At 65.7% G+C, this 20096-nt stretch carries 19 protein-coding genes; 12 read left to right on the top strand and 7 right to left on the bottom strand.

Translation table 11 applies throughout. The annotated features are described in order from the left end of the window. Positions 1-17: 17 nt before the first annotated feature. Genes gspL through gspN form a run of 3 tightly spaced genes read left to right on the top strand, consistent with a single transcriptional unit; the run spans position 18 to position 2792 of the window. Positions 18-1445 carry a type II secretion system protein GspL gene (gene gspL / locus DXT59_RS04665; protein ID WP_116135757.1) on the top strand — a complete coding sequence of 476 codons (1428 nt, stop codon included), beginning with the start codon at positions 18-20 and terminating at the stop codon, positions 1443-1445. Further along, on the top strand, positions 1442-1963 hold the full coding sequence (gene gspM, locus DXT59_RS04660) for a type II secretion system protein GspM (protein WP_116135756.1): 522 nt from the start codon (positions 1442-1444) through the stop codon (positions 1961-1963). The genes gspL and gspM overlap by 4 nt, the downstream gene beginning before the upstream one ends. A 52-nt stretch (positions 1964-2015) precedes the next feature. After that, on the top strand, positions 2016-2792 hold the full coding sequence (gspN, locus tag DXT59_RS04655) for a type II secretion system protein N (protein ID WP_116135755.1): 777 nt from the start codon (positions 2016-2018) through the stop codon (positions 2790-2792). A 56-nt stretch (positions 2793-2848) separates the two neighbouring features. Here the strand turns inward: gspN and DXT59_RS04650 are convergent, their stop codons facing one another. After that, on the bottom strand, positions 2849-4339 hold the full coding sequence (locus DXT59_RS04650; RefSeq protein WP_116135754.1) for an efflux transporter outer membrane subunit: 1491 nt from the start codon (positions 4337-4339) through the stop codon (positions 2849-2851). 233 nt (positions 4340-4572) lie between these two features. On the opposite strand from DXT59_RS04650, the gene DXT59_RS04645 reads away from it, so the two are divergent. Then, positions 4573-6126 (top strand): DHA2 family efflux MFS transporter permease subunit, encoded by a 1554-nt coding sequence (locus DXT59_RS04645; RefSeq protein WP_116135753.1) that lies wholly within the window; start codon positions 4573-4575, stop codon positions 6124-6126. Between the two features lie 6 nt (positions 6127-6132). Here the strand turns inward: DXT59_RS04645 and DXT59_RS04640 are convergent, their stop codons facing one another. The 4 genes from DXT59_RS04640 to ada all read right to left on the bottom strand — a co-directional run bounded on the left by DXT59_RS04640 (position 6133) and on the right by ada (position 10537). Beyond that, the gene (locus tag DXT59_RS04640) at positions 6133-6570 is read right to left on the bottom strand and encodes a hypothetical protein (RefSeq protein WP_116135752.1); all 438 of its coding nucleotides are present in this window, start codon (positions 6568-6570) and stop codon (positions 6133-6135) included. Between the two features lie 71 nt (positions 6571-6641). Further along, positions 6642-8258: a glutamate--cysteine ligase gene (gshA, locus tag DXT59_RS04635; RefSeq protein ID WP_116135862.1), complete on the bottom strand. Its 1617-nt coding sequence runs from the start codon at positions 8256-8258 to the stop codon at positions 6642-6644. A 231-nt stretch (positions 8259-8489) separates the two neighbouring features. Next, positions 8490-9422 (bottom strand): DNA-3-methyladenine glycosylase family protein, encoded by a 933-nt coding sequence (locus DXT59_RS04630; RefSeq protein WP_116135751.1) that lies wholly within the window; start codon positions 9420-9422, stop codon positions 8490-8492. Then, positions 9419-10537, bottom strand: a complete 1119-nt coding sequence (ada, locus tag DXT59_RS04625) for a bifunctional DNA-binding transcriptional regulator/O6-methylguanine-DNA methyltransferase Ada (protein ID WP_116135750.1) — start codon at positions 10535-10537, stop codon at positions 9419-9421. The genes DXT59_RS04630 and ada overlap by 4 nt, the downstream gene beginning before the upstream one ends. 509 nt (positions 10538-11046) lie before the next feature. On the opposite strand from ada, the gene DXT59_RS04620 reads away from it, so the two are divergent. Further along, positions 11047-11472: a VOC family protein gene (locus DXT59_RS04620; RefSeq protein ID WP_116135749.1), complete on the top strand. Its 426-nt coding sequence runs from the start codon at positions 11047-11049 to the stop codon at positions 11470-11472. A gap of 41 nt (positions 11473-11513) precedes the next feature. On the opposite strand, the gene DXT59_RS04615 is transcribed toward DXT59_RS04620, so the two are convergent. Together DXT59_RS04615 and sap1 are read right to left on the bottom strand one after the other, a co-directional pair. Then, entirely contained in the window at positions 11514-12068 is a 555-nt protein-coding gene (locus DXT59_RS04615; RefSeq protein WP_116135861.1) for a YaeQ family protein, read from the bottom strand. Between the two features lie 249 nt (positions 12069-12317). Then, the gene (gene sap1, locus DXT59_RS04610) at positions 12318-12662 is read right to left on the bottom strand and encodes a surface attachment protein Sap1 (protein WP_116135860.1); all 345 of its coding nucleotides are present in this window, start codon (positions 12660-12662) and stop codon (positions 12318-12320) included. A 496-nt stretch (positions 12663-13158) separates the two neighbouring features. On the opposite strand from sap1, the gene DXT59_RS04605 reads away from it, so the two are divergent. The 7 genes from DXT59_RS04605 to cysD form a co-directional block, all read left to right on the top strand. Then, complete coding sequence (locus tag DXT59_RS04605) at positions 13159-13377, top strand: hypothetical protein (protein ID WP_116135748.1); 219 nt, start codon at positions 13159-13161, stop codon at positions 13375-13377. Positions 13378-13776: 399 nt separating this feature from the next. Next, positions 13777-15438, top strand: a complete 1662-nt coding sequence (locus DXT59_RS04600) for a methyl-accepting chemotaxis protein (RefSeq protein ID WP_116135747.1) — start codon at positions 13777-13779, stop codon at positions 15436-15438. 93 nt (positions 15439-15531) lie between these two features. Beyond that, entirely contained in the window at positions 15532-16248 is a 717-nt protein-coding gene (cysC, locus tag DXT59_RS04595) for an adenylyl-sulfate kinase (RefSeq protein ID WP_116135859.1), read from the top strand. After that, the gene (locus DXT59_RS04590) at positions 16235-17272 is read left to right on the top strand and encodes a hypothetical protein (protein WP_116135746.1); all 1038 of its coding nucleotides are present in this window, start codon (positions 16235-16237) and stop codon (positions 17270-17272) included. The genes cysC and DXT59_RS04590 overlap by 14 nt, the downstream gene beginning before the upstream one ends. Before the next feature lie 24 nt (positions 17273-17296). Then, the gene (locus DXT59_RS04585; protein WP_116135745.1) at positions 17297-18424 is read left to right on the top strand and encodes a sulfotransferase family protein; all 1128 of its coding nucleotides are present in this window, start codon (positions 17297-17299) and stop codon (positions 18422-18424) included. 117 nt (positions 18425-18541) lie between these two features. After that, the gene (locus DXT59_RS04580; protein ID WP_116135744.1) at positions 18542-19351 is read left to right on the top strand and encodes a sulfite exporter TauE/SafE family protein; all 810 of its coding nucleotides are present in this window, start codon (positions 18542-18544) and stop codon (positions 19349-19351) included. A 58-nt stretch (positions 19352-19409) separates the two neighbouring features. After that, positions 19410-20096, top strand: a 687-nt coding sequence (gene cysD, locus DXT59_RS04575) for a sulfate adenylyltransferase subunit CysD (protein WP_116135858.1), incomplete at its 3' end; no start/stop codon positions are given.

Here is a 20096-nt window from a genome sequence, read left to right as displayed (position 1 = left end):
CCAAGAGAGGACGGGCCTTGAGCACGTTGATCGTCTTACTGCCGCCGCGAGATCCGGCGGTGCCGTCGCAGGAATGGCAACTCCCCGAGATGCCGTTCATTCTTCTCGACAAGACCGGGCGCAAGGAACGCGCGGGCCGCGCGGCGCTGGCGTTCTTGCCGCGCGCCTCCACGACGGTGCTGATCGTCGCGGCCCGCGACCTGCTGATGCTGGCCGCGACGCTGCCGCCGCTGAAGGGGCCGAGGCTGAAGCAAGCCTTGCCGAACGTCGTCGAGGACTATCTGATTCAAGACGCGCAGACTTGCCACATCGCGCTGGACCCGCAGCCGCTGCCGGACGGCAAGCGCATGCTGGCCGTCATCGATCGAGGCTGGTTCCGCTTCATCGTCGAGGCGTTCAACGCGGCCGGTCACCGCAGCTTACGGGCGGTGCCGGTCACGCGGTGTCTGCCCGTGCCCGATGTCGCCGCCGGAGCCGTTGCCGCAGCGGAGGCGGCCGCTGCCGAGGCGGTCGGCGCCGTTGCGCTCGATGAGCCGGCGCCTGCCCTGCCCGGCGTCGACGCGCTGCCGTCGGCATCGACGCCGCTGGTCGCGGCGGTGCTCGGCACCGTCGCGCAAACGGCGCCCGCGATTCTGGCCGATGCCGTGCTCGCCGCTACGCCCGAGCCGGCGTTCGTCGATGCGGTCGAGCCGCGCGTCGAACTTGCGCTCGCTCGCGGCGAACATGGCGAGGGGCTCGCGGTGCCGCTCTCGGCGCTTGGCAGCACGCTGGCCGCATTGGCCGGCGATGCGCCCGTCACGGCCTATGAATTGACGGAGTTGCCGGGCGGAGAGCCGACGCTGGCGGGCGAGGCGGTCCCGGCGCACGGCGTGCACGTCGGCGTCGCGCCGCTGCCGTTCGAAACGCTCGCGCACAATGCGCTCGCCGGCCGGTTCGATCTGTGCCAGTTCGAATTCGAATCGCGGCCGTGGCGGCTCGATCGCGCCACGCTGCGCCGCCTGCGATTGCCGATCGCGCTCGCGTGCGCGGCGCTCCTCGCCGCCGTGATCGGCGCCAATGTGCAGTGGATGATGCTCACGCGCGAGCACGACGCGCTCAATGCGCAGATGACCGAGCTGCTGCTCAACGCATTCCCTAAGACCACGGTCGTGCTCGACCCGGCCTCGCAAATGACGACCCAACTCGAGCATTTGCGCGTCGCCGCCGGCGAACTGTCGCCCGACGACTACCTTTCGCTGGCCGCGCGGCTCGAGCATTCGCTCGGCGGCATCCCCGTGAACGGCATTGCCGCACTCGACTATCACGACCGCCGCCTCGACGTGACGTTCAAACCCGACGTGAAACCCGATCCCGCGTTCACGCAGCGGCTCGCGCAAAACGGGCTCGGCGGCGAAATCGATACGAACACGGGCAAATGGGTCATTCGAAACGGGGGCGGGCAATGAATCTGGGCACACTCGGCGATCTCTGGGCCGGCTTCTGGGAGCCGCGTACCGCGCGCGAAAAAATGTTGCTGACGTGGGGCGGCGCCGCGGTCGCCGTCGTCATCGCTTATTCGGTCTTATGGTCCCCGGCGCAGCAAGGCCGCGCCCGCCTGCGCGATACGCTGCCGGCCATGCAACGCCAGATCGCGCAGATGACGGCGCAGGCCGACGAGGCGCGCGCGCTCGCGCCCGCTGCGCAAGGTGCCGCGCCCACGGGCGGCGCGCTGCGCGATGCGCTGACGGCGTCGCTGACCCAAGCGAGCCTCGCGACGACGCAATTGCGTCTGACCGGCGATGCGGTGCAGATCGACGCCAAGAACGCCTCGTTCCCCGCGTGGACGATGTGGCTCGACGATGCGCGCAAGCAGTTCAAGGTGCGCGTCATCGAACTTCATGCGACGGCGTTGAAGGACGACGGGCAAGTCGATCTCACGGTCATGCTGCAACCGGCCACGGCCCCGGCGAGGACCGCGCAATGACGGCCGCCTCGATGACGAGCGCGCATGGCGCGCGCCGGCCGCGAGGTTGCGTATGACCGGGGCGTGGCGGCGCTTGCTCGCCGTTGCGCCGTGGCTCGTCGTCGCCGTCGTGTCGTGCGGGGTGACCCTCGTCGTCATGGCGCCGGCCGCTTGGATCACGCCGCAGTTTTCCAAAGCGACGCAGGGCCACGTCAACCTCGTCGACCCGTCCGGCTCGTTTTGGCATGGCTCCGCTACGCTCGTGCTGGCCGCGGGCGGGGGTAGCGCGGGGACGTTGCTGCCGGGCCGCGTTAGCTGGGATACGGCGTTTTGGCCGCTCTTCGCGGGCCGGTTGAAGATGCGCATGCGGCAGACGCCGGCGATGCCCGCGGCGATCGAGGTGGACGCGACCGCGCGCGCCGCGACGGTCACGTCCGGCGAGATCGCGGTGCCGGCGGCGTTGCTCACGGGCTTGGGCGCGCCGTTCAATACGCTCGATTTGCAAGGGGCCGTGCAGCTCGCGTGGACGCCTTGGCGGCTGCTCGGCGCGCGCTCATACGGGCAACTCGTCATTACGCTGACCGATATGAGTTCGCGCGTATCGCCGGTCAAACCGCTCGGTTCTTACCGCGTGACGCTGCAAGCGCAGGGCGACTCGTCGACGATCGATCTCGCCACGCTCAGCGGCTCGCTGTTGCTGAGCGGGCACGGCACGCTCGGCGCGAACGCGAGTTCGTTCCATGGGCAAGCGAGCGCGACGGGCGAGACGCGGGACAATCTCGCGGGGCTGCTCAATTTGCTCGGTCGCCCCACGGGCGACGGGGTCGTTTCGCTCGACTACAACCGGTAGCGGCCGGCGCGGCCCGGGCGCTCGCGCCAATGGCGCCGGCGAACCGCGCCGCGTCCTTACTCGGTGCGAGGAGCGGAAGCCGCGGGCGCCGCCATCGCACCGGTTTCGCGATCGATCTGAGCGGTATCCCATCCGCCGCCGAGCGCCTTGACGAGCCCGACCGACGACACCATCCGTTGCCCGGCCAAATTGGCGAGCTTTTGTTCGGCTGAAAACGCGGTCGTCTGCGCGGTCAACACGCTGACGAAAGCGACGGTGCCGGCCTTGTATTCATTGGTCACGATCGCGAGCGCCTGCTTGGCCGAATCGACCGCTTCGCGTTGAACGACGACCTCCTGCGCTAGGATTCGCTGCGAGGCCAGCGCGTCCTCGACCTCTTGGAACGCGCCCAACACCGTTTGCCGATAGACGGCCGCTTGCTGGTCGTACGCGGCGCGGGCGGCTTGCGTTTGCGCGTGACGCAGCCCCGCGTCGAACAGCGTGGCCGCGAGTTGCGGTCCGACGCTCCAAAAACGCGACGGCAGCGTGAACAAGTTCGACAGCACCGAGTTTTGATACCCGCCTTGCGCCGATAGCGTCAGCGACGGAAAGTAGGCCGAGATCGCCACGCCGATTTGCTCGTTGGCCGCGGCCGTGCGGCGTTCCGCCGCCGCAATGTCCGGGCGCCGCTCGAGCAGTGCCGAAGGCACGTCCACCGGGACCGGCGGCGGCTCCGCTTCGAGCGGAATAGGCGGAATCGAGAAAGTGGACGCGCTCTGTCCGACGAGCACCGCGATCGCATGCTCGTTTTGCGCGCGTGCGACGCCGTTATCGATCGCGCTTGCCTGCGCCGACTGCCATTGCGTCTGAGCTTGGATCACGTCCGCGCGGGCGGCGACGCCCTGCGCGTATTGATTTTGCGTCAGCTTGAGCGCTTGAGCATAGGCACTCACCGTGTCGTCCAGCAGGCGCTGCATCGCATCGAGCGCGCGCAACTGGAAATACGTTTGGGCGAGGGTGGCCTGCGCGGACAGCCGCGCGTTCGCGAGATCCGCCGCGGCGCCTTGCTGCCCCGCCTTTTCGGCCGCGACCGAGCGGCTCACCTTGCCCCACAAGTCAGGCTCCCACGACGCGTCGAGCGTGGCATCGAACACGTTGCCGACGCCGGAGCCCCGGCTCGTCTGGCCGAGCGTAGTGCCGCGCGATAGCTGCTGCCCCGAGCGCGTGGCGCTGGCCGACAGCCCGAGCGTGGGGAAGTACGCGGCGCGCGCCTGCGCGACGAGCGCACGCGCTTGGCGATAGGCGGCTGCGTACTGCGCGATCGTCTGGTTCGACGCATCGAGCTGATCCATCAACGCGTTCAAACGCGCATCGCCATAGATCGACCACCAGTTGCCGCGATCGGCGTGATCGGCCGGTTCGGCGCGCTTCCATCCCGCGGGCGTTTCCTTATAGGACGCCGCGACCGGTGCGCTGGGCCGGTGGTAATCGGGGCCGACGGCGCACCCGGCGAGCGCGGCGGCGCAAGCCAGTGAGGCGGCCAGGGAGTAAGTGCGATGAGACAGCATGCCGACGTGAGTTTCCGTGCAATGCGGCGATGGTAACGCACGGGGCACGGGGCCGAAGTTACGGCAGGTTACCGCCGTTACCGTCGCTGATTTTCGCCCCGTTTACAGGACGAAGCCATCATTGCATAGAAAAATATTGACAGGGCAAGTAAATATCGACGATATTTGCGCGAACGGTAACAGTGCGGCGCTGCAGTCGTGGTGCCGGTACGTCGAGAACAAGGAGAACGAGTATGACGAACGCGGCATCGAAGCCGCCCGCGGGCCCGGCCCCGCTCAAGGGCGGCGCGCTGGCGCTGCTGACGGTGGGTTTGGCCTTCGGCACCTTCATGGAGGTCCTCGACACCTCGATCGCCAACGTCGCCGTGCCGACGATTTCGGGCAGTTTGGGCGTGGCGACGAGCGACGGGACCTGGGTCATTTCGTCGTACTCGGTGGCCGCGGCGATCGCCGTACCGCTGACGGGATGGCTCGCGCGGCGTGTGGGCGAGGTGCGGTTGTTCACGATGTCGGTGCTGGCGTTCACGATGGCGTCGGCGCTTTGCGGTTTGGCCGCGAATTTTCCGTCGCTGATCGCATTCCGGCTGTTGCAGGGGCTCGTGTCGGGGCCGATGGTGCCGCTCTCGCAAACGATCTTGATGCGCAGTTATCCCCCGGAAAAGCGGGGGTTGGCGTTGGGGCTGTGGGCGATGACGGTGATCGTCGCGCCGATCTTCGGCCCTGTCATGGGCGGCTGGATTACCGACAACTATTCCTGGCCGTGGATCTTTTACATCAACTTGCCGATCGGCTTGATCTCGGCGTCGTCGTCGTACTTCTTGCTGCGCGGCCGCGAAACGAAGACGACCAAGCAGCGTATCGATGCGGTCGGGCTCGCGCTGCTCGTCGTCGGCGTGTCGTGCCTGCAAATGATGCTCGACTTGGGCAAGGACCGCGATTGGTTCAATTCCACCTTCATCGTCACGCTGGCGCTGATCGCCGCGGTCGCCCTCGCCTTCCTGCTCGCATGGGAAATCACCGAGAAAACGCCGGTCATCGATTTGACGCTGTTCAAGGATCGCAACTTCGCGCTCGGCGCGTTGATCATCTTTCTCGGCTACATGACGTTCTTCGGGTCGGTCGTGATCTTCCCGTTGTGGCTGCAGACAGTGATGGGCTATACGGCCGGGTTGGCCGGGCTCGCGACGGCGCCGGTGGGCCTGCTCGCGCTCGTGCTCTCGCCGATCATCGGCCGTAACTTGCATCGGCTGGATTTGCGGATGGTGGCGAGCTTGGCCTTTACGGTGTTTGCGGTCGTTTCGATTTGGAACGGCACGTTCACGCTCGACGTCCCGTTCGGCCATGTCATCTTGCCGCGTCTCGTGCAGGGTATCGGCGTGGCCTGCTTCTTCGTGCCGATGACGACGATCACGCTCTCGAGCGTTCCCGACGAACGTCTGGCCAGCGCGTCGGGGCTGTCGAATTTTCTACGCACGCTCGCGGGGGCGATCGGCACGGCGATCAGCACCACGTTTTGGGAAAACGACGCGATCTACCATCATGCCGTGCTGTCGGAATCGGTCAGCACCTATTCGCAAAGCACGACAGACTACCAAAGCGCGCTCGGCGCGCTCGGTATGGCCGGGGACACCGTCCGGGCGCAGTTGGATTCGCTCGTCACGCAGCAAGGCTACATGATGGCGACGAACGACTTCTTCCGTATTTCGTGCGCCGCGTTCGTGTTCTTGGCCGTTCTCGTCTGGATCACTAAACCGAAGCGCGGCGCCGGCGCCGCCATGGGGCATTGAGTTCGGCTACTGCTGCTGTTGCGGCTGCGCAGCCGTATCGCCCCGACCTTGCGCCGGCTCGACGCCGGATCTGACGAACTGCTTGAAATCGGCGGCGGCGTTCCACGGGTCGGGGCGGCATCCGGCCGCCGGGCGATCGCAATGCGCGGCGAAGCCGATCGTCGACGAGCCGTCGGGATTGCGGGCCCGCGTGACTTGGAAGGCGGGCTCGCCGCTGCCGCCCGTCGGACCGGACGTCTCGATCGTTTGGCTCGTATCGGTCTGCAACGCGTACTGCGTATGCCCCGTCACCCACTCGCGCGCGCGTTGCCACCACAGCGTGCATTCGTCGGCGCGGCACACGAGCGGTTGCGCGGCAATCAACATCGTGTCGGGATCGACTCGATTCGTCGCCGCGCAACCGGCGAACGCCAGACAGGCAAGCACGGGTCCAATCGCTTTCATAGGCAAGTCCTCCTCCTATCTCGGAGCACTTTTCGCGCCGCTCGAGCGAGCGATGCCTGTCTGCGGCCCGGCTAAACGCTGAAGCGCTCCAGCGTATAACCGCGGTACTCGTTGACGAAGTCGTCGAACGAGGCCGGCGCGTCGCGGCGTTCGAGTTCCGCTTGTTCCTCGAGCGAGCGCTCGGCGAGCTCGCGTGCGGCCGCCAACGCCTCCGGCGCGGGCGGCCGCGAGCGGAAGTAGGCCGCATGCGCTTCGCTTTGCGCCAAGCCGAATGCGAGAAAGCTCTGACCGCGCTCGCGCATCGTTCGCAGGACGCGGGCGGAAGGGGTCGCTTCGGGATCGCGCAATTTGTCGCGTTGCGCGGCACAAGCGAGCATGTGCGCATCGTTGCCGCCGATCGCATCGAGCGCGCGCGCCGCGGCCTCGATCGGCACCATCAATTCGTCTGCCCAATCGCGCATCGAGATGCTCTTACCGTCGCGCGAGAGCACTAAGCCGGGGCGCCGCCCCTCGAGCGTGACGCGGCCGAAGTTCGCGTTCGCTTCGGCATAGGCGGAGGGCGGCAACGCGGGGCTGTCCTCGAGCGCGCAAGCGACCAGATAGGCATCGAGAAAACGCGCCGTCTCGGCGCTGATGCCGCACGGCTCGAACGGATCGATATCGAGGCAGCGCACCTCGACGTACTGCACCCCGCGCGAGGCGAGCGCGTGCAACGGACGCTCGCCCGAGTAGGTCACGCGTTTAGGGCGAATCGTCGAGTAAAACTCGTTCTCGATTTGCAGCACGTTCGTGTTGATCTGCACCCACTCGTTCGCGCGATGCGTGCCGATCGCCTCATAGGGGGGATACGGTTCGCTCACCGCGCGCGCCAGCGCATCCAGATAACCGGGCAGCGTGTCGTAGTCCGGTTGCAATGCCGCCTGAGCCGTCGTATTCGAATAGCCGAGGTCGCTCATGCGCAGGCTCGTCGCGTAGGGGCGATAGAGCGTGCTTTCGTCGAACCGCTCGAGCGCATGCGGCCGTCCTCGCAGGAACGGCTCGTCGAGCGCGGGCGAGGCGCCGAACAGATACATCAACAGCCAGCTCGTGCGGCGGAAGTTGCGGATCAGCGCGAGGTAGCAGGCCGACTGATAATCGACGGCGGTGGCATTCGTCGGGCGCTGCGCATGCAGCGTGCGCCACACCTCCTCGCTGAGCGAGAAGTTGTAGTGAATGCCTGCGATGCACTGCATGGTCCGGCCGTAGCGCAGCGCGAGCCCGTGGCGATAGACGTGTTTGAGCCGGCCGATGTTCGATGTGCCGTATTCGGCGATGGGAATCTCATCGTCGGCCGGCAAGCGGCCGGGCATCGAGTGCGTCCACAGCAATTCGTCGCCTAGCTGCGAATAAACGAGACGGTGCAATGCGTCGAGTTGCGCGATCGCCTGCTCGGGCGTGGCCTCGGCCGGGGTAATCAACTCGAGCAGCGCTTCGGAATAATCGGTCGTGAGCGAAGGATGCGTGAGCGCGGAGCCGAGCGCGCGCGGATGCGGCGTCATCGCGAGCGCGCCGTCGCGCCCGACGCGCAGGCTCTCCTTCTCGATGCCGCGCAAACCATGGGCGAGCAAGCCTCGCGTGGCCGGCGAGGTCAACGCCGACAAACGCTGGGCAAATGCTTCCGGCAGGGACAGTGTTTGAATGTCTGACATCGAAGCCGATCGGGCATTGCGCCGCACTGCGCGCCACACCGCGATGCAATTATTTTTGAGTAGCGGGCACTTTAACACCGAGCCGCGAACCTCGCTTGCAGCCAATGTGGGCGCGGGAAAGCGGCCGGTGGCGGAGCGCTTGCGCGCGTGCTGCGCCGGTGCGGCAGGGGGGATTGGGTTTGCGCCTCGCGGTGCGGCAGGCGCTATGGAGCGTACGCTAAACGGTTGCCGCTAGCCGCCGCGCTGACCCTGCGCGCGATCGGCGATTTCGTTCCACAAATGAATCGCGGCATACGCCCGGAACGGCCGCCAACGCTCGGTGCGGGCGCGTTGGGCGGGTGCGCGAGCGAGCGACGGATCGCGCGCCGCGATCGCCTGCATCAGCACGAGATCGGTCGCGGGGAACGCATCGACGTCGCGCCACGCGCGCATCGCGATATATTCGACAGTCCATGGCCCGATCCCGGGCAGCGCGAGCAGCGCGGCCCGCGCTTGCCCCAATGCCGCGGGCGATATGCGGGCGGCGTCAATGTCGTCGATCGGTACTTCACCGGAGGCTACGGCGCGTGCGAGCCCTTGCAGCGCTGCGACGCGTTTGCCCGGCATGCCGATTTGCGCGAGATCGGCGTCGGCCAGCGCGGCCGGGGTGGGAAAGCGCCAGGCGGTACCGGGGTGGGGATGGTCCTCGATAAGCGCGCCCGCTCGGGTGACGAGCCGGCCGATCAGCGTCGTCGCGGCTTTCACGCTGACTTGCTGCCCGACGATCGCGCGTACGACGAGTTCGAATGCCGACCAGGCACCCGGCAGGCGCAATCCGGGCGCGGCCTCGACGAGCGGCGCGAGCCAGGGATCGCGGCCGAGGTGGGCGCCGATCAGGCGCGGATCGGCGCCCACGTCGAACATCGTCGCGACATGCGGCGCGAGCGCTTGCGCGTGGCGCCCCGCGTCGCCCTCGACGGTGACGACGAGACGGTGCTTGCGCGGATGGCGGGCGACGCTAAGCGTGCCGCTCTCGCCCGCCCATTCGATCGCGCGCCGGTAGCTGCCCTGCTCGACCGTTTCGACGCCCGGCGTCGCGCGGCCGGCGAAGAAGCGCAGGATGCGCGGCCAATCGTAGGGTGCCTTGAAAGGCAGCTCGAAGCTCGTTGCGAGTGCGGTGCTCAAGCGGCGTCGTCCATGTCTTGATGCGCCGCCGCCGCTGCGACGCTCGCCGGCGCGGGCTCGACCGATGCGCGCCGGGCCTCCGCGTCGAGCAAGGCGGCCTTGCGTGCGAGCCCCCACCGGTAGCCGGCCAGCGAACCGCCCTTTTGCAGCACGCGGTGGCAGGGAATTGCGAGCGCGACCGGATTCGAGGCGCAAGCGCTCGCCACGGCGCGCACGGCGCGCGGCACGCCGAGCGATTCGGCAATCTGCGTATAGCTGCGCGTCTCGCCGTAGGGGATGCGGCGCAAGGCGTCCCATACCCTCTGACGAAACGCCGTGGTGCTGATATCGAGCGGCAAGTCGAACGTCTCGCGGCGGCCGTGCAGATAGGCTTCGATCTGATCGATGAACGGCGCGATGCGCCGGGGCTCTTGCACGAGTTCGGCTTTCAAGAAAGCCTGCTTGAGCGCCTGAAAGAGCTCGGCAGGATCGTCGCCGAATGCGATGCGGCAGATGCCCCGATCGGTCGCCGCGACGAGCACGTGGCCGAGGGTCGTGGCGGCGCTGCCATAATGCACGCGCAGGCCCTCCCCTTGTTTTCGGTAGACGGAGGGGGCCATCCCGAGCTCGCCCGCCACGCTGTCGTAAAGCCGCGACGGCGAATTGAATCCTGCATCGAGCGCGGCGCGTGTGACGCCCTCGCCGCGTTGCAGCGCATCGCGCAGGGCCGCGCCACGCCGCGCCGCCTGGTATTCGCGCGGCGAGACGCCGACGACGCGCTTGAACAGCCGCTGCAAATGAAACGGGCTCAGATGCACGGCTTCGCTCAACTGCGCGAGCGTCATCCTCGCTTGGGGATCGGCATCGAGCGCGGCGCATGCGCGTTCGACGATGGCCATCTCGCGCGGCAGCCCTTCCGGCCGGCAGCGCTTGCAAGGGCGAAAACCGGCTGCCCGCGCTTCGTCGGCCGTACCGTAAAACGCGACGTTTTCCCGGAGCGGCAAGCGCGACGCGCACGACGGCCGGCAAAAGATGCCCGTCGTCGCGACTGCGTAAAAGAACGCGCCGTCCGCCTGGGCGTCGCGATGGGTCACGGCGTCCCAGCGCTCGGTATCCGTTTGATAGGCGGTATCCATGATGGTCCTCGATATTGGCTCGATCAACGATGCCAACTTTATGCGTCCTCGCGCGGCCGTGCGCGCCGAATGTTGCTGTCTAATTTGCGCCATTTTGGCGTGGGGCGCATTCGTCGATTTGCGCCGGACAATCGGGCCCTAGGGAGTTCCGCGGTCTAGAGTCATTCCTCGAACCGGGCCGGCGTTCGCCGCCGGCCGGCGCTGGCTCGGCCTGCCGGCGCGCCTTCAAGCCGCTATCCACGATGACGGGAAACCTTCGTCATTTTCCGTCATTAAAAAGATATTGCATTGCACCATCGACGTGTGTATAGTTGGAACCGTCTCCTCCATGTCTCCTCCTGATATGGATTCAGCCCGCCCACATAGGCGGGCTTTTTTTTGCCCGCCCGCCTGCTCCTGGCGTGAGCGCTCAGCGCGGCTTCGCCGCACGCGGCGCCTTGCCGTACACTCACCGGGATCCCTGCGCCGCTCGTTGGGCGGGCGGCCGCTCGATATGGAGGAAAGCCTCGATGAAGCCGACGATTCGCGAAATCGACCACGTCGTCATTCGTGCGAAAGATCCCTCGGCCCTGGCGCGGTTCTACTGCGACGCACTCGGGTGCACGATCGAAAAGGAGCAAGCCGACATCGGCCTCACGCAGTTGCGGGCGGGGCGCTCGATGATCGATGTACTGGCCGTCGGCGCTTCGATCGACCGTACGGACAGCGGCGTGCCGGGCGCCGGGCGCAACATGGATCACCTCTGCCTGCGCATCGAGCATTACGACGCGGCGCAACTCACCGCGTATTTGACCGCGCACGGCGCCCGGCTCGGGCCCGAGGGGCGCCGCTACGGTGCGGACGGCTATGGCCGATCGCTTTATCTGTTCGACCCCGAGGGCAATATGGTCGAACTCAAGGGTCCGCCGGAAGCGGCTCGGGCAACGACGCTCTAAGTGCGCATACCGCCGCGCCCTTAGCCCCTGCCCTAGCTCCGTTAGGTCTCGTTTCGTGCTTTGAGCACGGTCCATTGCAGCTCGATGGGGTCGGCGCTCGCGCTGCTGATCCAAGCGGAGCCGTCTTGCACGGTGAACTGGAGCCGCATCGTGCGTTGCGCCACTCGGGCGAGCGCCTCGCCGGTACCTTCGGCGAGCGACCACACTTGCAAATTGCGCAGCCGCTCGACCTTGCCGCGCAGCGCATCCCACCAGATCTGCGACGTGCGCCCGCCGTAAGCGATCACGTTGACGTCCTCGGCGCGTCCGCTCGCCTTCGCGAGCCGCCGATCGTCGGGCTGCCCCACCTCGATCCATGTTTGAATCGCGCCCGTGAGATCTTTTTCCCAAAGATCGGGCTCGTCCGTATCCGAGAGGCCTTTGGCAAGTTCCAGCCGCTCGCTCGCGAACAGCGCAAACGCAGCCAGGCGCACCATCATTCGCTCGTCGGTTTCGGAGGGATGGCGAGCGATCGTCAGCGAATGATCGCCGTAGTAGTGCCGATCCATGTCTGCGATTTGCAGTTCGGCTTTGTAAATCGTCGATTTGAGGGCCATGCGGCGTGGGAAGTTCGTCGTTTGCGCGAATCGATCGCGGGGCCGCGGCGCATGCGATGCGCACGGCCGCTCTCGGCGCGTGATGATATCGAAAAACGAACCGGCCAATGCCAAAGGGCCCGGTTCATGCACCGGGCCGGCTCCGACGAATCGATGAGTCGACGAGTAAAGCGCGCACGAGCGCGGCCATGCGAATGGCGCACGGGCGATCTCGCCCGGGCGGTGGCCACACCCCGCCGAACTAGCGCCTTATTGCTTGATGAATTCGGCGTGGGTCCATAGACCCTCGGTATCGGTATTGGCCGCATTCACGAATTCGACGTCCCGGCCGACGACGCGTACGACGCGGAAATCGGCATGCTCGGGAGCGGACAGGCATTGGAATCCCGAGAAGAATTCCTGCATCTTTTGCCGTTCGCCTGCTTGCGCATGCTCATAAGCCGCATCCAGCTTATCCTTGGACAAGCAACCGTAGGCATTCGCCTTGAATTGAAACGTCTGTTGAGGCTTCAGGACATCGTCCTGCGCTTGCGCGATCGTCGCGCCAGCGGTGAGCCCCACCATCAACAAAAGCATGCCGGCTCGTTTTTTCATATCTGCCTCCATGCGGGTTTTTACGTAGGTTAGCTATGTATTTAAAGGCAATACAAAACCCGCGGTTTTTAGCGTAGATCATGTGTATGAAAGCTCAAGCACATTCTGTGTGCGGTTGCAAAAGCGACGGATTGTCGCAGGCATTTTGAGTACCTTCCGGCATGCTGTACGGCTCCTTCGCGGCCCTTGCCGGACGCAGCCTCAGGCGGCTCGTAAGGCGGCGCCCCCGCCTGGTGCAAGGCTTCCAGCCATGCGCGCGATTTGCGCCGAAAACGAATTAAGCCGCTTAATAAATCGAAAATCGGTTTTGCCGCGCCGCACATAAAGTCGTTTTGCGCCGCGGGGCAAAAACGCTTAATAACGGTTTAGCTACAGGACAAAAACGATGCCCGGCCCGATACGCATCGTTCCCGAAGGTCCGAGGCTTACCCCCGGTGAGCGCGGCCGAACGAAATGCGCACTCCCGATCGCGCCGCCGACGCGGCATGCGCTTAGAATGAATCTCACGTTGCAAGCTGACGCCTTCTACGGGCACGGGAGACTCATCGTGATCGAACGAGTGATTTTGGGTGCGTTTCTCGTGCTGCCGCTGCTGATCGTGGCGTTCCTGTTTTCCGACGAATTGTGGCAGGACCATGTGCGTCAAGCGCGCGATCCCGACGCACGCCGCCTAGATTGGCGGCATCCGCTGCGCAGTTTATTGCACCGGCACTAGCCGGCGCCTGCGGTGCGCTTTTCACCCCGGCCGACCCGCGCCCGCGGTTGGGCTATCGCGAGCGGTCCAACTAAATAGTCAAACGAAACGCCTGGTCCGCGAAGCGGCTCGCTTGGCCATCGCGCTCCTGTAATACCACTAACAAACGGGGCCATTGCCCTCGGTCAAAACGCAGCCCGAAGGGTCGCGCTATACAAGAGGGTTGCTCCCCGCTATTCGTCATACTTAAAAGAATTAGGTCTAGACCATCTTCCAACTCTCTCGTCATTAAAAACGATTTCATCGGATAAATCACTTAAGGCTATTTCCCTATATGCCGTTCACGGGCCTGTGACGGTGCTATCGGGGATGGCACCCGTGGACGGTGAGAGACGTCCTTTTATTAAAAGGTAGCAAAAGATGAACTTTACCCATATGAAGGTGGCGACTCGATTGGGAATCGGTTTCGCCTTGGTGTCGATACTGCTCGCCGTAGTGACGGCATTCGCGCTCCTGCGCATGTCTGAACTCGAGACATCGATGACCGACATCACGGACATCAATGCCGTCGAGGCCGCCCTGGCCAACCGGCTCGACGAAAGTATTTCGAACCGGGCGCTTGCGTTGCGCAATCTCATCCTGCTGCAGGCGGATCAACAAGACCAGGTGGCGATCGAGACCAAGCGCTTCGAGGATGAAACGGCGGCGTACGAAACGAGTCGGCAACAACTGGCCCGAATGTTCGCGGCGCCGGGAACGACGCGGGAAGAAACGGAGTTGCTGAACCAAATCAACGAGCAAGGCGCGCTTGCGGTGCCGCTGATGCTACGTGCCAAGGCGCTCGCGCTCGCGGGTCAACGCGACGACGCTTATCACCTGCTTCGTTTCGAATTGCGGCCGATCCAAGCCAAGTGGTGGGGCTACGTCCGCCGCTTGCGCGAACTAGAGCATAAGCAAAACGATGCGTTGACCGTCGATGCGAAGGCATCCTATGCGACGAGCCGCCTCGGCATCATCGGGCTCGCGATCGCCGCGCTCGTCGTAAGCGTCGTTTCGGCTTCGCTCATTACGCGCGGCATCATCGCGCAGCTCGGCGGCGAGCCCGCCGATGCGGCGCAGGCCGCCGATCGCGTCGCCGCCGGCGACTTGACCACCGAAGTCCACATCAAGCACGGCGATAGCACGAGCCTCATGCATGCGATGAAAACGATGCGTACGAGCCTCGTCGGCATCGTGAGCCAAGTTCATGTCAGTACCGGCGCCATCGCGTCGGCGGCGGGCCAGATTGCGAGCGGCAACTTGGATCTGTCCTCGCGCACCGAAGAGCAAGCAGCCTCGCTCGAGCAAACGGCGGCATCGATGGAAGAGCTGACGGCGACGGTCAAGCGCAACTCCGAGCACGCGCGCCAAGCGAACGAGCTTGCCGCCTCGGCGTCGCACGTTTCGGAACGCGCGGGCAACGTCGTCTCGGAGGTCGTGCAGACGATGGGTGCGATCAATCAGGCGTCGCAAAAAATCGTCGAGATCATCGGCGTGATCGACAGCATTGCCTTCCAAACCAACATCCTCGCGCTGAACGCAGCCGTCGAGGCGGCGCGGGCGGGCGAGCAAGGCCGCGGCTTCGCGGTCGTGGCCTCCGAGGTCCGTTCGCTGGCCCAGCGTTCCGCCACGGCGGCGAAAGAAATCAAAGCGTTGATCGGCGGCTCGGTCGAACAGGTCGAACTGGGCAACCGGCTCGTCGATGAAGCGGGCACGACGATGCGCGAAGTGGTGGGTAGCGTCAAACGCGTGACGCTGATCATGGGCGAAATCATGAACGCGAGCGAAGAGCAGGCTACCGGCATCGAACAGATCAACCAGGCGCTCACGCAGATGGACCAGGTCACGCAGCAGAACGCCGCGCTCGTCGAGGAAGCGGCTGCCGCCGCGGAATCGATGCGCGAGCAGGCCGGCGCGCTCGTGGAAGCCGTCAGCGTATTCAAGCTGCGCGAGGCCGCGACCGGGCAGACCCGTGCGCGAGCGTCGGCGTATGAACGTCGCGCCGTCACGGCTGGAGCCGGACTCGTCTATGAGGCTGCCTGACGTTTCTCGCGCTGCGGCTCGTCGCGCAAACGTTTGTGCGGCGATGCTCGCTGCCCGCGAACGGTCGTCCGATACATGGTGGAGAACAAATCGATGGAACATCAAGGATCGGTATGCGGCATCGAGCAGCGTCCTTGCACTGCCGCGCCCGACGCGCACGAAAGCGCAGTGCGGTATGTGCATGCGCCCGATGCGCCGGCCAATGTGTTTCGCCATATCGGCCCCGAGTCGCGCGAAGCGCGCGCTCTTCAATTTGGATATCCGCCGCGGACGTTTTGGCTGACGGGACTGAGCGGCGCCGGTAAATCGACGATCGCGTTCGAGTTCGAGCAACGGCTCAGGATCGAGCGCCGTCCGTGCGTCGTGCTCGACGGCGACGACCTGCGCTCGGGGCTGAGCCGGGATCTCGGCTTCTCGGACAGCGACCGGCGCGAGAACATTCGCCGCACGGCCGAGGTCGCCCGCATGATGAACGATGCGGGCCTCGTGGTCGTGATCTCGCTCGTGTCGCCCTTGCGCGAAGACCGTGCCGCCGCGCGGGCCATCATCGGCGAGGCGTGCTTCGTCGAGGTGTATGTGAGCACGTCGCCGCAAGTGTGCGAGGCGCGCGATCCCAAAGGCCTTTATCGCAAGGCACGCAGCGGCCGGTTGCCCCAATTCACCGGGGTGAGTGCGCCCTACGAGGCGCCGCTCGCGCCGGCGTTGACGCTCGATACCGCGCAACTGCGGCCCGGCGACGCCGCGGCGTTGCTGCGCGCGCAGTTGGCGCTTCGAGATGCGGCGCAGGGAGCCGGCCATGTCGACGAGTGAAGCGATCGATGCGGCAGCGCAGGCTTACGACGTATTCAACGGCGATGCCGACGGCCTATGCGCCCTGCATCAGTTGCGGCTCGCGACGCCGCGCGAAGCGCGGTGCGTGACGGGCGCCAAGCGCGACATTGCCCTGCTGCGGCGGGTGCCCGCGAAGGCGGGCATCGACGTCACGGTGTTGGACGTCTCGCTCGATGCGAACGCCGATGCACTCGCCGCCTTGCTCGAAGCGGGCGCGCGCGTCGAGTACTACGACCACCATTCGGCACGCCGCGCATTCGCTCACGCTCGGTTGCGTCTCGAGTGGGACGACTCGCCGCGCGTATGCACGAGCCTGATCGTCGATCGCGCGCTGGGCGGACGGTACCGGCCATGGGCAATCGCCGGCGCATTCGGCGACAACCTCGATGCCACCGCTCATGCGCTGGCGCGAGCCGAAGGCTTCGACGAGCGAGCGATCGAATCGTTGCGAACGCTCGGGCGGACGCTCAACTACAACGCCTACGGCGAGACGATCGACGATCTGCACATTCACCCCGAGGTGCTCTATCGCGCGCTGCATGCGTTCGCCGATCCGCGCGATTTCGTCCGTGAGTCGCCGTGCTTTACGCGATTGGACGAGGGATATCGCGACGATCTGGCTCACGCCGATGCGCTTGCGCCCTATCGAAGCGGCACCGCCGGCGCCGTCTACGTCCTGCCGAACGCGCCTTGGGCTAGGCGCATCTCGGGCACGTTCGCCAATCAACTCGGCGACGAGCGCGGCGGCCGGTCGTTCGCCGTGTTGACGGAGCGCGCCGACGGCTCGTTCTGCGCGAGCGTCCGCTCGGCGCATCCCGAGGCGCGGCCGGCCAACACGCTATGCGAGGGCTTCGAGGGCGGCGGCGGGCGGCGCGCGGCAGCGGGCGTCAACGCGGTCCCGGCCGCCGGCCTCGATGCGTTCGTCGAGGCGTTTTTCAACTATTTCACGACCGAGGCATCGGGCGGTGCCCAGACGTGCCGTTCCGCCGAAGTTAGAAGCTAGCAAGAAGAAATGAGGATTCGAAAAATGAGCGATGCACGAGATCGGGCACCCGAGCAAGGGCGCCCACGGCCAGTACTGATGATTCCGCTGCGCCGGTGCGGAAGCCATGCACTGCGGTTGAGACTGAACATCAACCCCGATTTTTATTCGCCGTATCCCCTGCATATCGTCGATTTCATGCCGATCGTGCCGCTCTACGGCAACCTCGAGGACGATCGAGCGTACTTTCGTCTCGTGAGCGACGTCGTCGGGCTGCAAGCGGCGAGCATGGTCAAGTGGCCGGGAATCGCATTCGATCCCGTCGAGATCTTCGAAGCGATTCGTCGCGAGCCGCGCAGCGTGCACCGCATCGTAGGAGAGTTGCTGCTGCGGGCGGGCGACCAACGCGGCGCGCGCGTGGTCATGGACAAATCGCTCGACAGCGTCCATTACGCCGATTCGCTGATGCGGCAGTTCCCCGACATGCTCTTTTTGAACGTCGTACGCGATCCGCGCGCGCAGATCGCGTCGATGAACAAAGCGATCATTCACGACTTCGATACGCTGCTGAACACCCATACCTGGCTCGAAGCGCATCGCGCGGCCGATGCGGTAGTGACCGAGTATCCCGAGCGGACCATGACGATCCGCTACGAAGACTTCCTGGCCGACGAGCAAGCCGTGCTCAAGCAAGTCTGCGCGTTCTTCGGCATCGATTTCTTGCCCGCCATGGTGGATGTGGCCCGCTCTCGAGAAGCCCAGCAGATCTCGCGGATGTCGGCGCTCTGGTCGAGCAATTGCTTCGCGCCGATCGCGGCGAATATCGACAAGTACAAAAAGGTGCTGTCGGCGGACGAGATCTCGGTAATCGAGACGCTGACGTCCGATTACATGGCGCGCTATGGTTATGCCCGCCTGACCGATGCGACCGCGAAGATCGACGCGTCGGCTTTCGAGGCGGCGCGTGCCGCCTCCGATGCCGCCCGCGGACGCGCGTGGGAGACGCTCGAACGGACCAATTTCCGCGACTTCGCGCTGCGGCGGCATCGTGCCGAATATTTAGCGGCGGTGCGCGCGCGCATGCAGCAATGGGCGCAGGCCCGCTTGGGGCGGCACGATTCGGCGCCCGTCAAGCTGGACGAGTTGACCGAGGCATTCGAAGTGACAGACTAAGCCGGGATACACCGCTGTTCCGATAAACGCACCGAGACCAGCCGCATGCGCCTGACGCGCGCGACCCGCGCGCACCGGCGCTGACGGACGGCCGTGCAACCTGAGAGAAAACCAATCATGCCGATAGCATTCACCCTGCAGGTGCAGATCGTGCTCGCCTCGCTGTCAGGCCTATCGATCGGCTTCGCCCTGGGATTGGTCGGCGGCGGTGCGGGCACGTTATCCGTGCCGCTGCTGCTGTATGTCGTCAAGATCGGCGACGCGCACGTGGCGATCGGCACGACCGCCGCCGCGATCGCCGTTACGGCGCTTGTCAATCTCGTCTCATATGCTCGCGCCGGGCTCGTGCGTTGGCGCACGAGCGCCGTATTTGCCGCGGCCGGCATGGGCGGCGCATTCGGCGGCTCGCGCTGGTCCCTGCATATCGACGGCGGCGCCCTCATGCTGCTGCTTGCGATGATCGTCGCGCTCGTCGCCGTGCTCATGCTCTCGCGCACGCGCGCATCGGCGGCTCCGGGGCATGGCGCGCAGGCGGCGGCGAGCCTGACGCCGGTCGCGAGCCGCGACTTGGCCACGGCCGGCGCGGGCGCGTGCGTGGGCGGCTTGGCGGGCTTGTTCGGCATCAGCGGCGGGTTCTTGTCTGTTCCGGCGCTGCACATCGTCGCGCGGGTGTCCATGCTGGAGGCCGTCGCGTCATCGCTCGTGTCCGTCGTGGTATTCGGGGCGACCACGGCGGTCAATTATGCGGTGGCCGGCAAGGTCGATTTGCCGCTGGCGGCCGCGCTCGTGGCCGGTGGCGTGCTGGGCGGCCATGGCGGAATGCGTGCCGCGAAGGCGATCGCCGTCAAGGGCCACGCGCTGCGGCGCGTGTTCGCGGTCCTGCTGCTGGCCATCGCCGTCTATATCGCTTACCGAAGCTTGCACTAGCCGTACCTCGTTGGTTTGCGGCGCAACGTATGTTTATCGTCGAATGCAAAAAAACACCATGTCTATCCTTCTAGACCCCGCCAAAGCGGCGGCCGTGCCGATGGCGGCCACCCGCATGGACCACCTCGATTGGCTCGAGGCGGAATCGATTCACATCCTGCGCGAGCTCGTGGCCGAATGCAGCAAGCCGGCGCTGCTGTTTTCGGGCGGCAAGGATTCGGTCGTCGTGCTGCATCTGGCGCTCAAGGCGTTCGGCCTGGGCGCTCAGCGCAAGACGACGCTGCCGTTCCCGCTCGTGCACATCGACACGGGGCACAACTATCCGGAGGTGATCGATTTCCGCGATCGGCGCGCGGCCGAGATCGGCGCCGAACTCGTCGTCGGTCACGTGGAGGATTCGATCAAACGCGGCACGGTGCGGCTGCGCCGCGAGACCGATTCGCGCAACGCCGCGCAAGCGGTGACGCTGCTCGAGACGATCGAGCAGCACGGCTTCACTGTGACGCTGCTCGAGACGATCGAGCAGCACGGCTTCACTGCGATGATCGGCGGGGCGCGCCGCGACGAAGAGAAGGCGCGCGCCAAGGAGCGCATCTTCTCGTTCCGCGACGAATTCGGTCAGTGGGACCCCAAAGCGCAGCGTCCGGAATTGTGGAGCCTGTATAACGCGCGTTTGCACAACGGCGAGCACCTGCGCGTGTTCCCGATCTCGAACTGGACCGAACTGGACGTGTGGCAGTACATC

The organism is Trinickia diaoshuihuensis, assembly GCF_003390925.1.
Classification (GTDB): domain Bacteria; phylum Pseudomonadota; class Gammaproteobacteria; order Burkholderiales; family Burkholderiaceae; genus Trinickia; species Trinickia diaoshuihuensis.
The sequence above is the reverse complement of the archived record's forward strand: the minus strand, read 5'-3'. Positions and strand labels throughout refer to the sequence as shown.

What these genes read in the sequence shown, in the direction of transcription:
- ada (WP_116135750.1), bottom strand. Translation starts at nt 10,537, where the DNA reads ATGGATACCGCCTATCAAACGGATACCGAGCGCTGGGACGCCGTGACC.
- DXT59_RS04585 (WP_116135745.1), top strand. Translation starts at nt 17,297, where the DNA reads ATGAGCGATGCACGAGATCGGGCACCCGAGCAAGGGCGCCCACGGCCA.
- gspN (WP_116135755.1), top strand. Translation starts at nt 2,016, where the DNA reads ATGACCGGGGCGTGGCGGCGCTTGCTCGCCGTTGCGCCGTGGCTCGTC.
- sap1 (WP_116135860.1), bottom strand. Translation starts at nt 12,662, where the DNA reads ATGAAAAAACGAGCCGGCATGCTTTTGTTGATGGTGGGGCTCACCGCT.
- DXT59_RS04605 (WP_116135748.1), top strand. Translation starts at nt 13,159, where the DNA reads ATGAATCTCACGTTGCAAGCTGACGCCTTCTACGGGCACGGGAGACTC.
- DXT59_RS04620 (WP_116135749.1), top strand. Translation starts at nt 11,047, where the DNA reads ATGAAGCCGACGATTCGCGAAATCGACCACGTCGTCATTCGTGCGAAA.
- DXT59_RS04640 (WP_116135752.1), bottom strand. Translation starts at nt 6,570, where the DNA reads ATGAAAGCGATTGGACCCGTGCTTGCCTGTCTGGCGTTCGCCGGTTGC.
- DXT59_RS04615 (WP_116135861.1), bottom strand. Translation starts at nt 12,068, where the DNA reads ATGGCCCTCAAATCGACGATTTACAAAGCCGAACTGCAAATCGCAGAC.
- DXT59_RS04645 (WP_116135753.1), top strand. Translation starts at nt 4,573, where the DNA reads ATGACGAACGCGGCATCGAAGCCGCCCGCGGGCCCGGCCCCGCTCAAG.
- DXT59_RS04580 (WP_116135744.1), top strand. Translation starts at nt 18,542, where the DNA reads ATGCCGATAGCATTCACCCTGCAGGTGCAGATCGTGCTCGCCTCGCTG.
- DXT59_RS04600 (WP_116135747.1), top strand. Translation starts at nt 13,777, where the DNA reads ATGAACTTTACCCATATGAAGGTGGCGACTCGATTGGGAATCGGTTTC.
- DXT59_RS04590 (WP_116135746.1), top strand. Translation starts at nt 16,235, where the DNA reads ATGTCGACGAGTGAAGCGATCGATGCGGCAGCGCAGGCTTACGACGTA.
- DXT59_RS04650 (WP_116135754.1), bottom strand. Translation starts at nt 4,339, where the DNA reads ATGCTGTCTCATCGCACTTACTCCCTGGCCGCCTCACTGGCTTGCGCC.
- gshA (WP_116135862.1), bottom strand. Translation starts at nt 8,258, where the DNA reads ATGTCAGACATTCAAACACTGTCCCTGCCGGAAGCATTTGCCCAGCGT.
- gspM (WP_116135756.1), top strand. Translation starts at nt 1,442, where the DNA reads ATGAATCTGGGCACACTCGGCGATCTCTGGGCCGGCTTCTGGGAGCCG.
- cysC (WP_116135859.1), top strand. Translation starts at nt 15,532, where the DNA reads ATGGAACATCAAGGATCGGTATGCGGCATCGAGCAGCGTCCTTGCACT.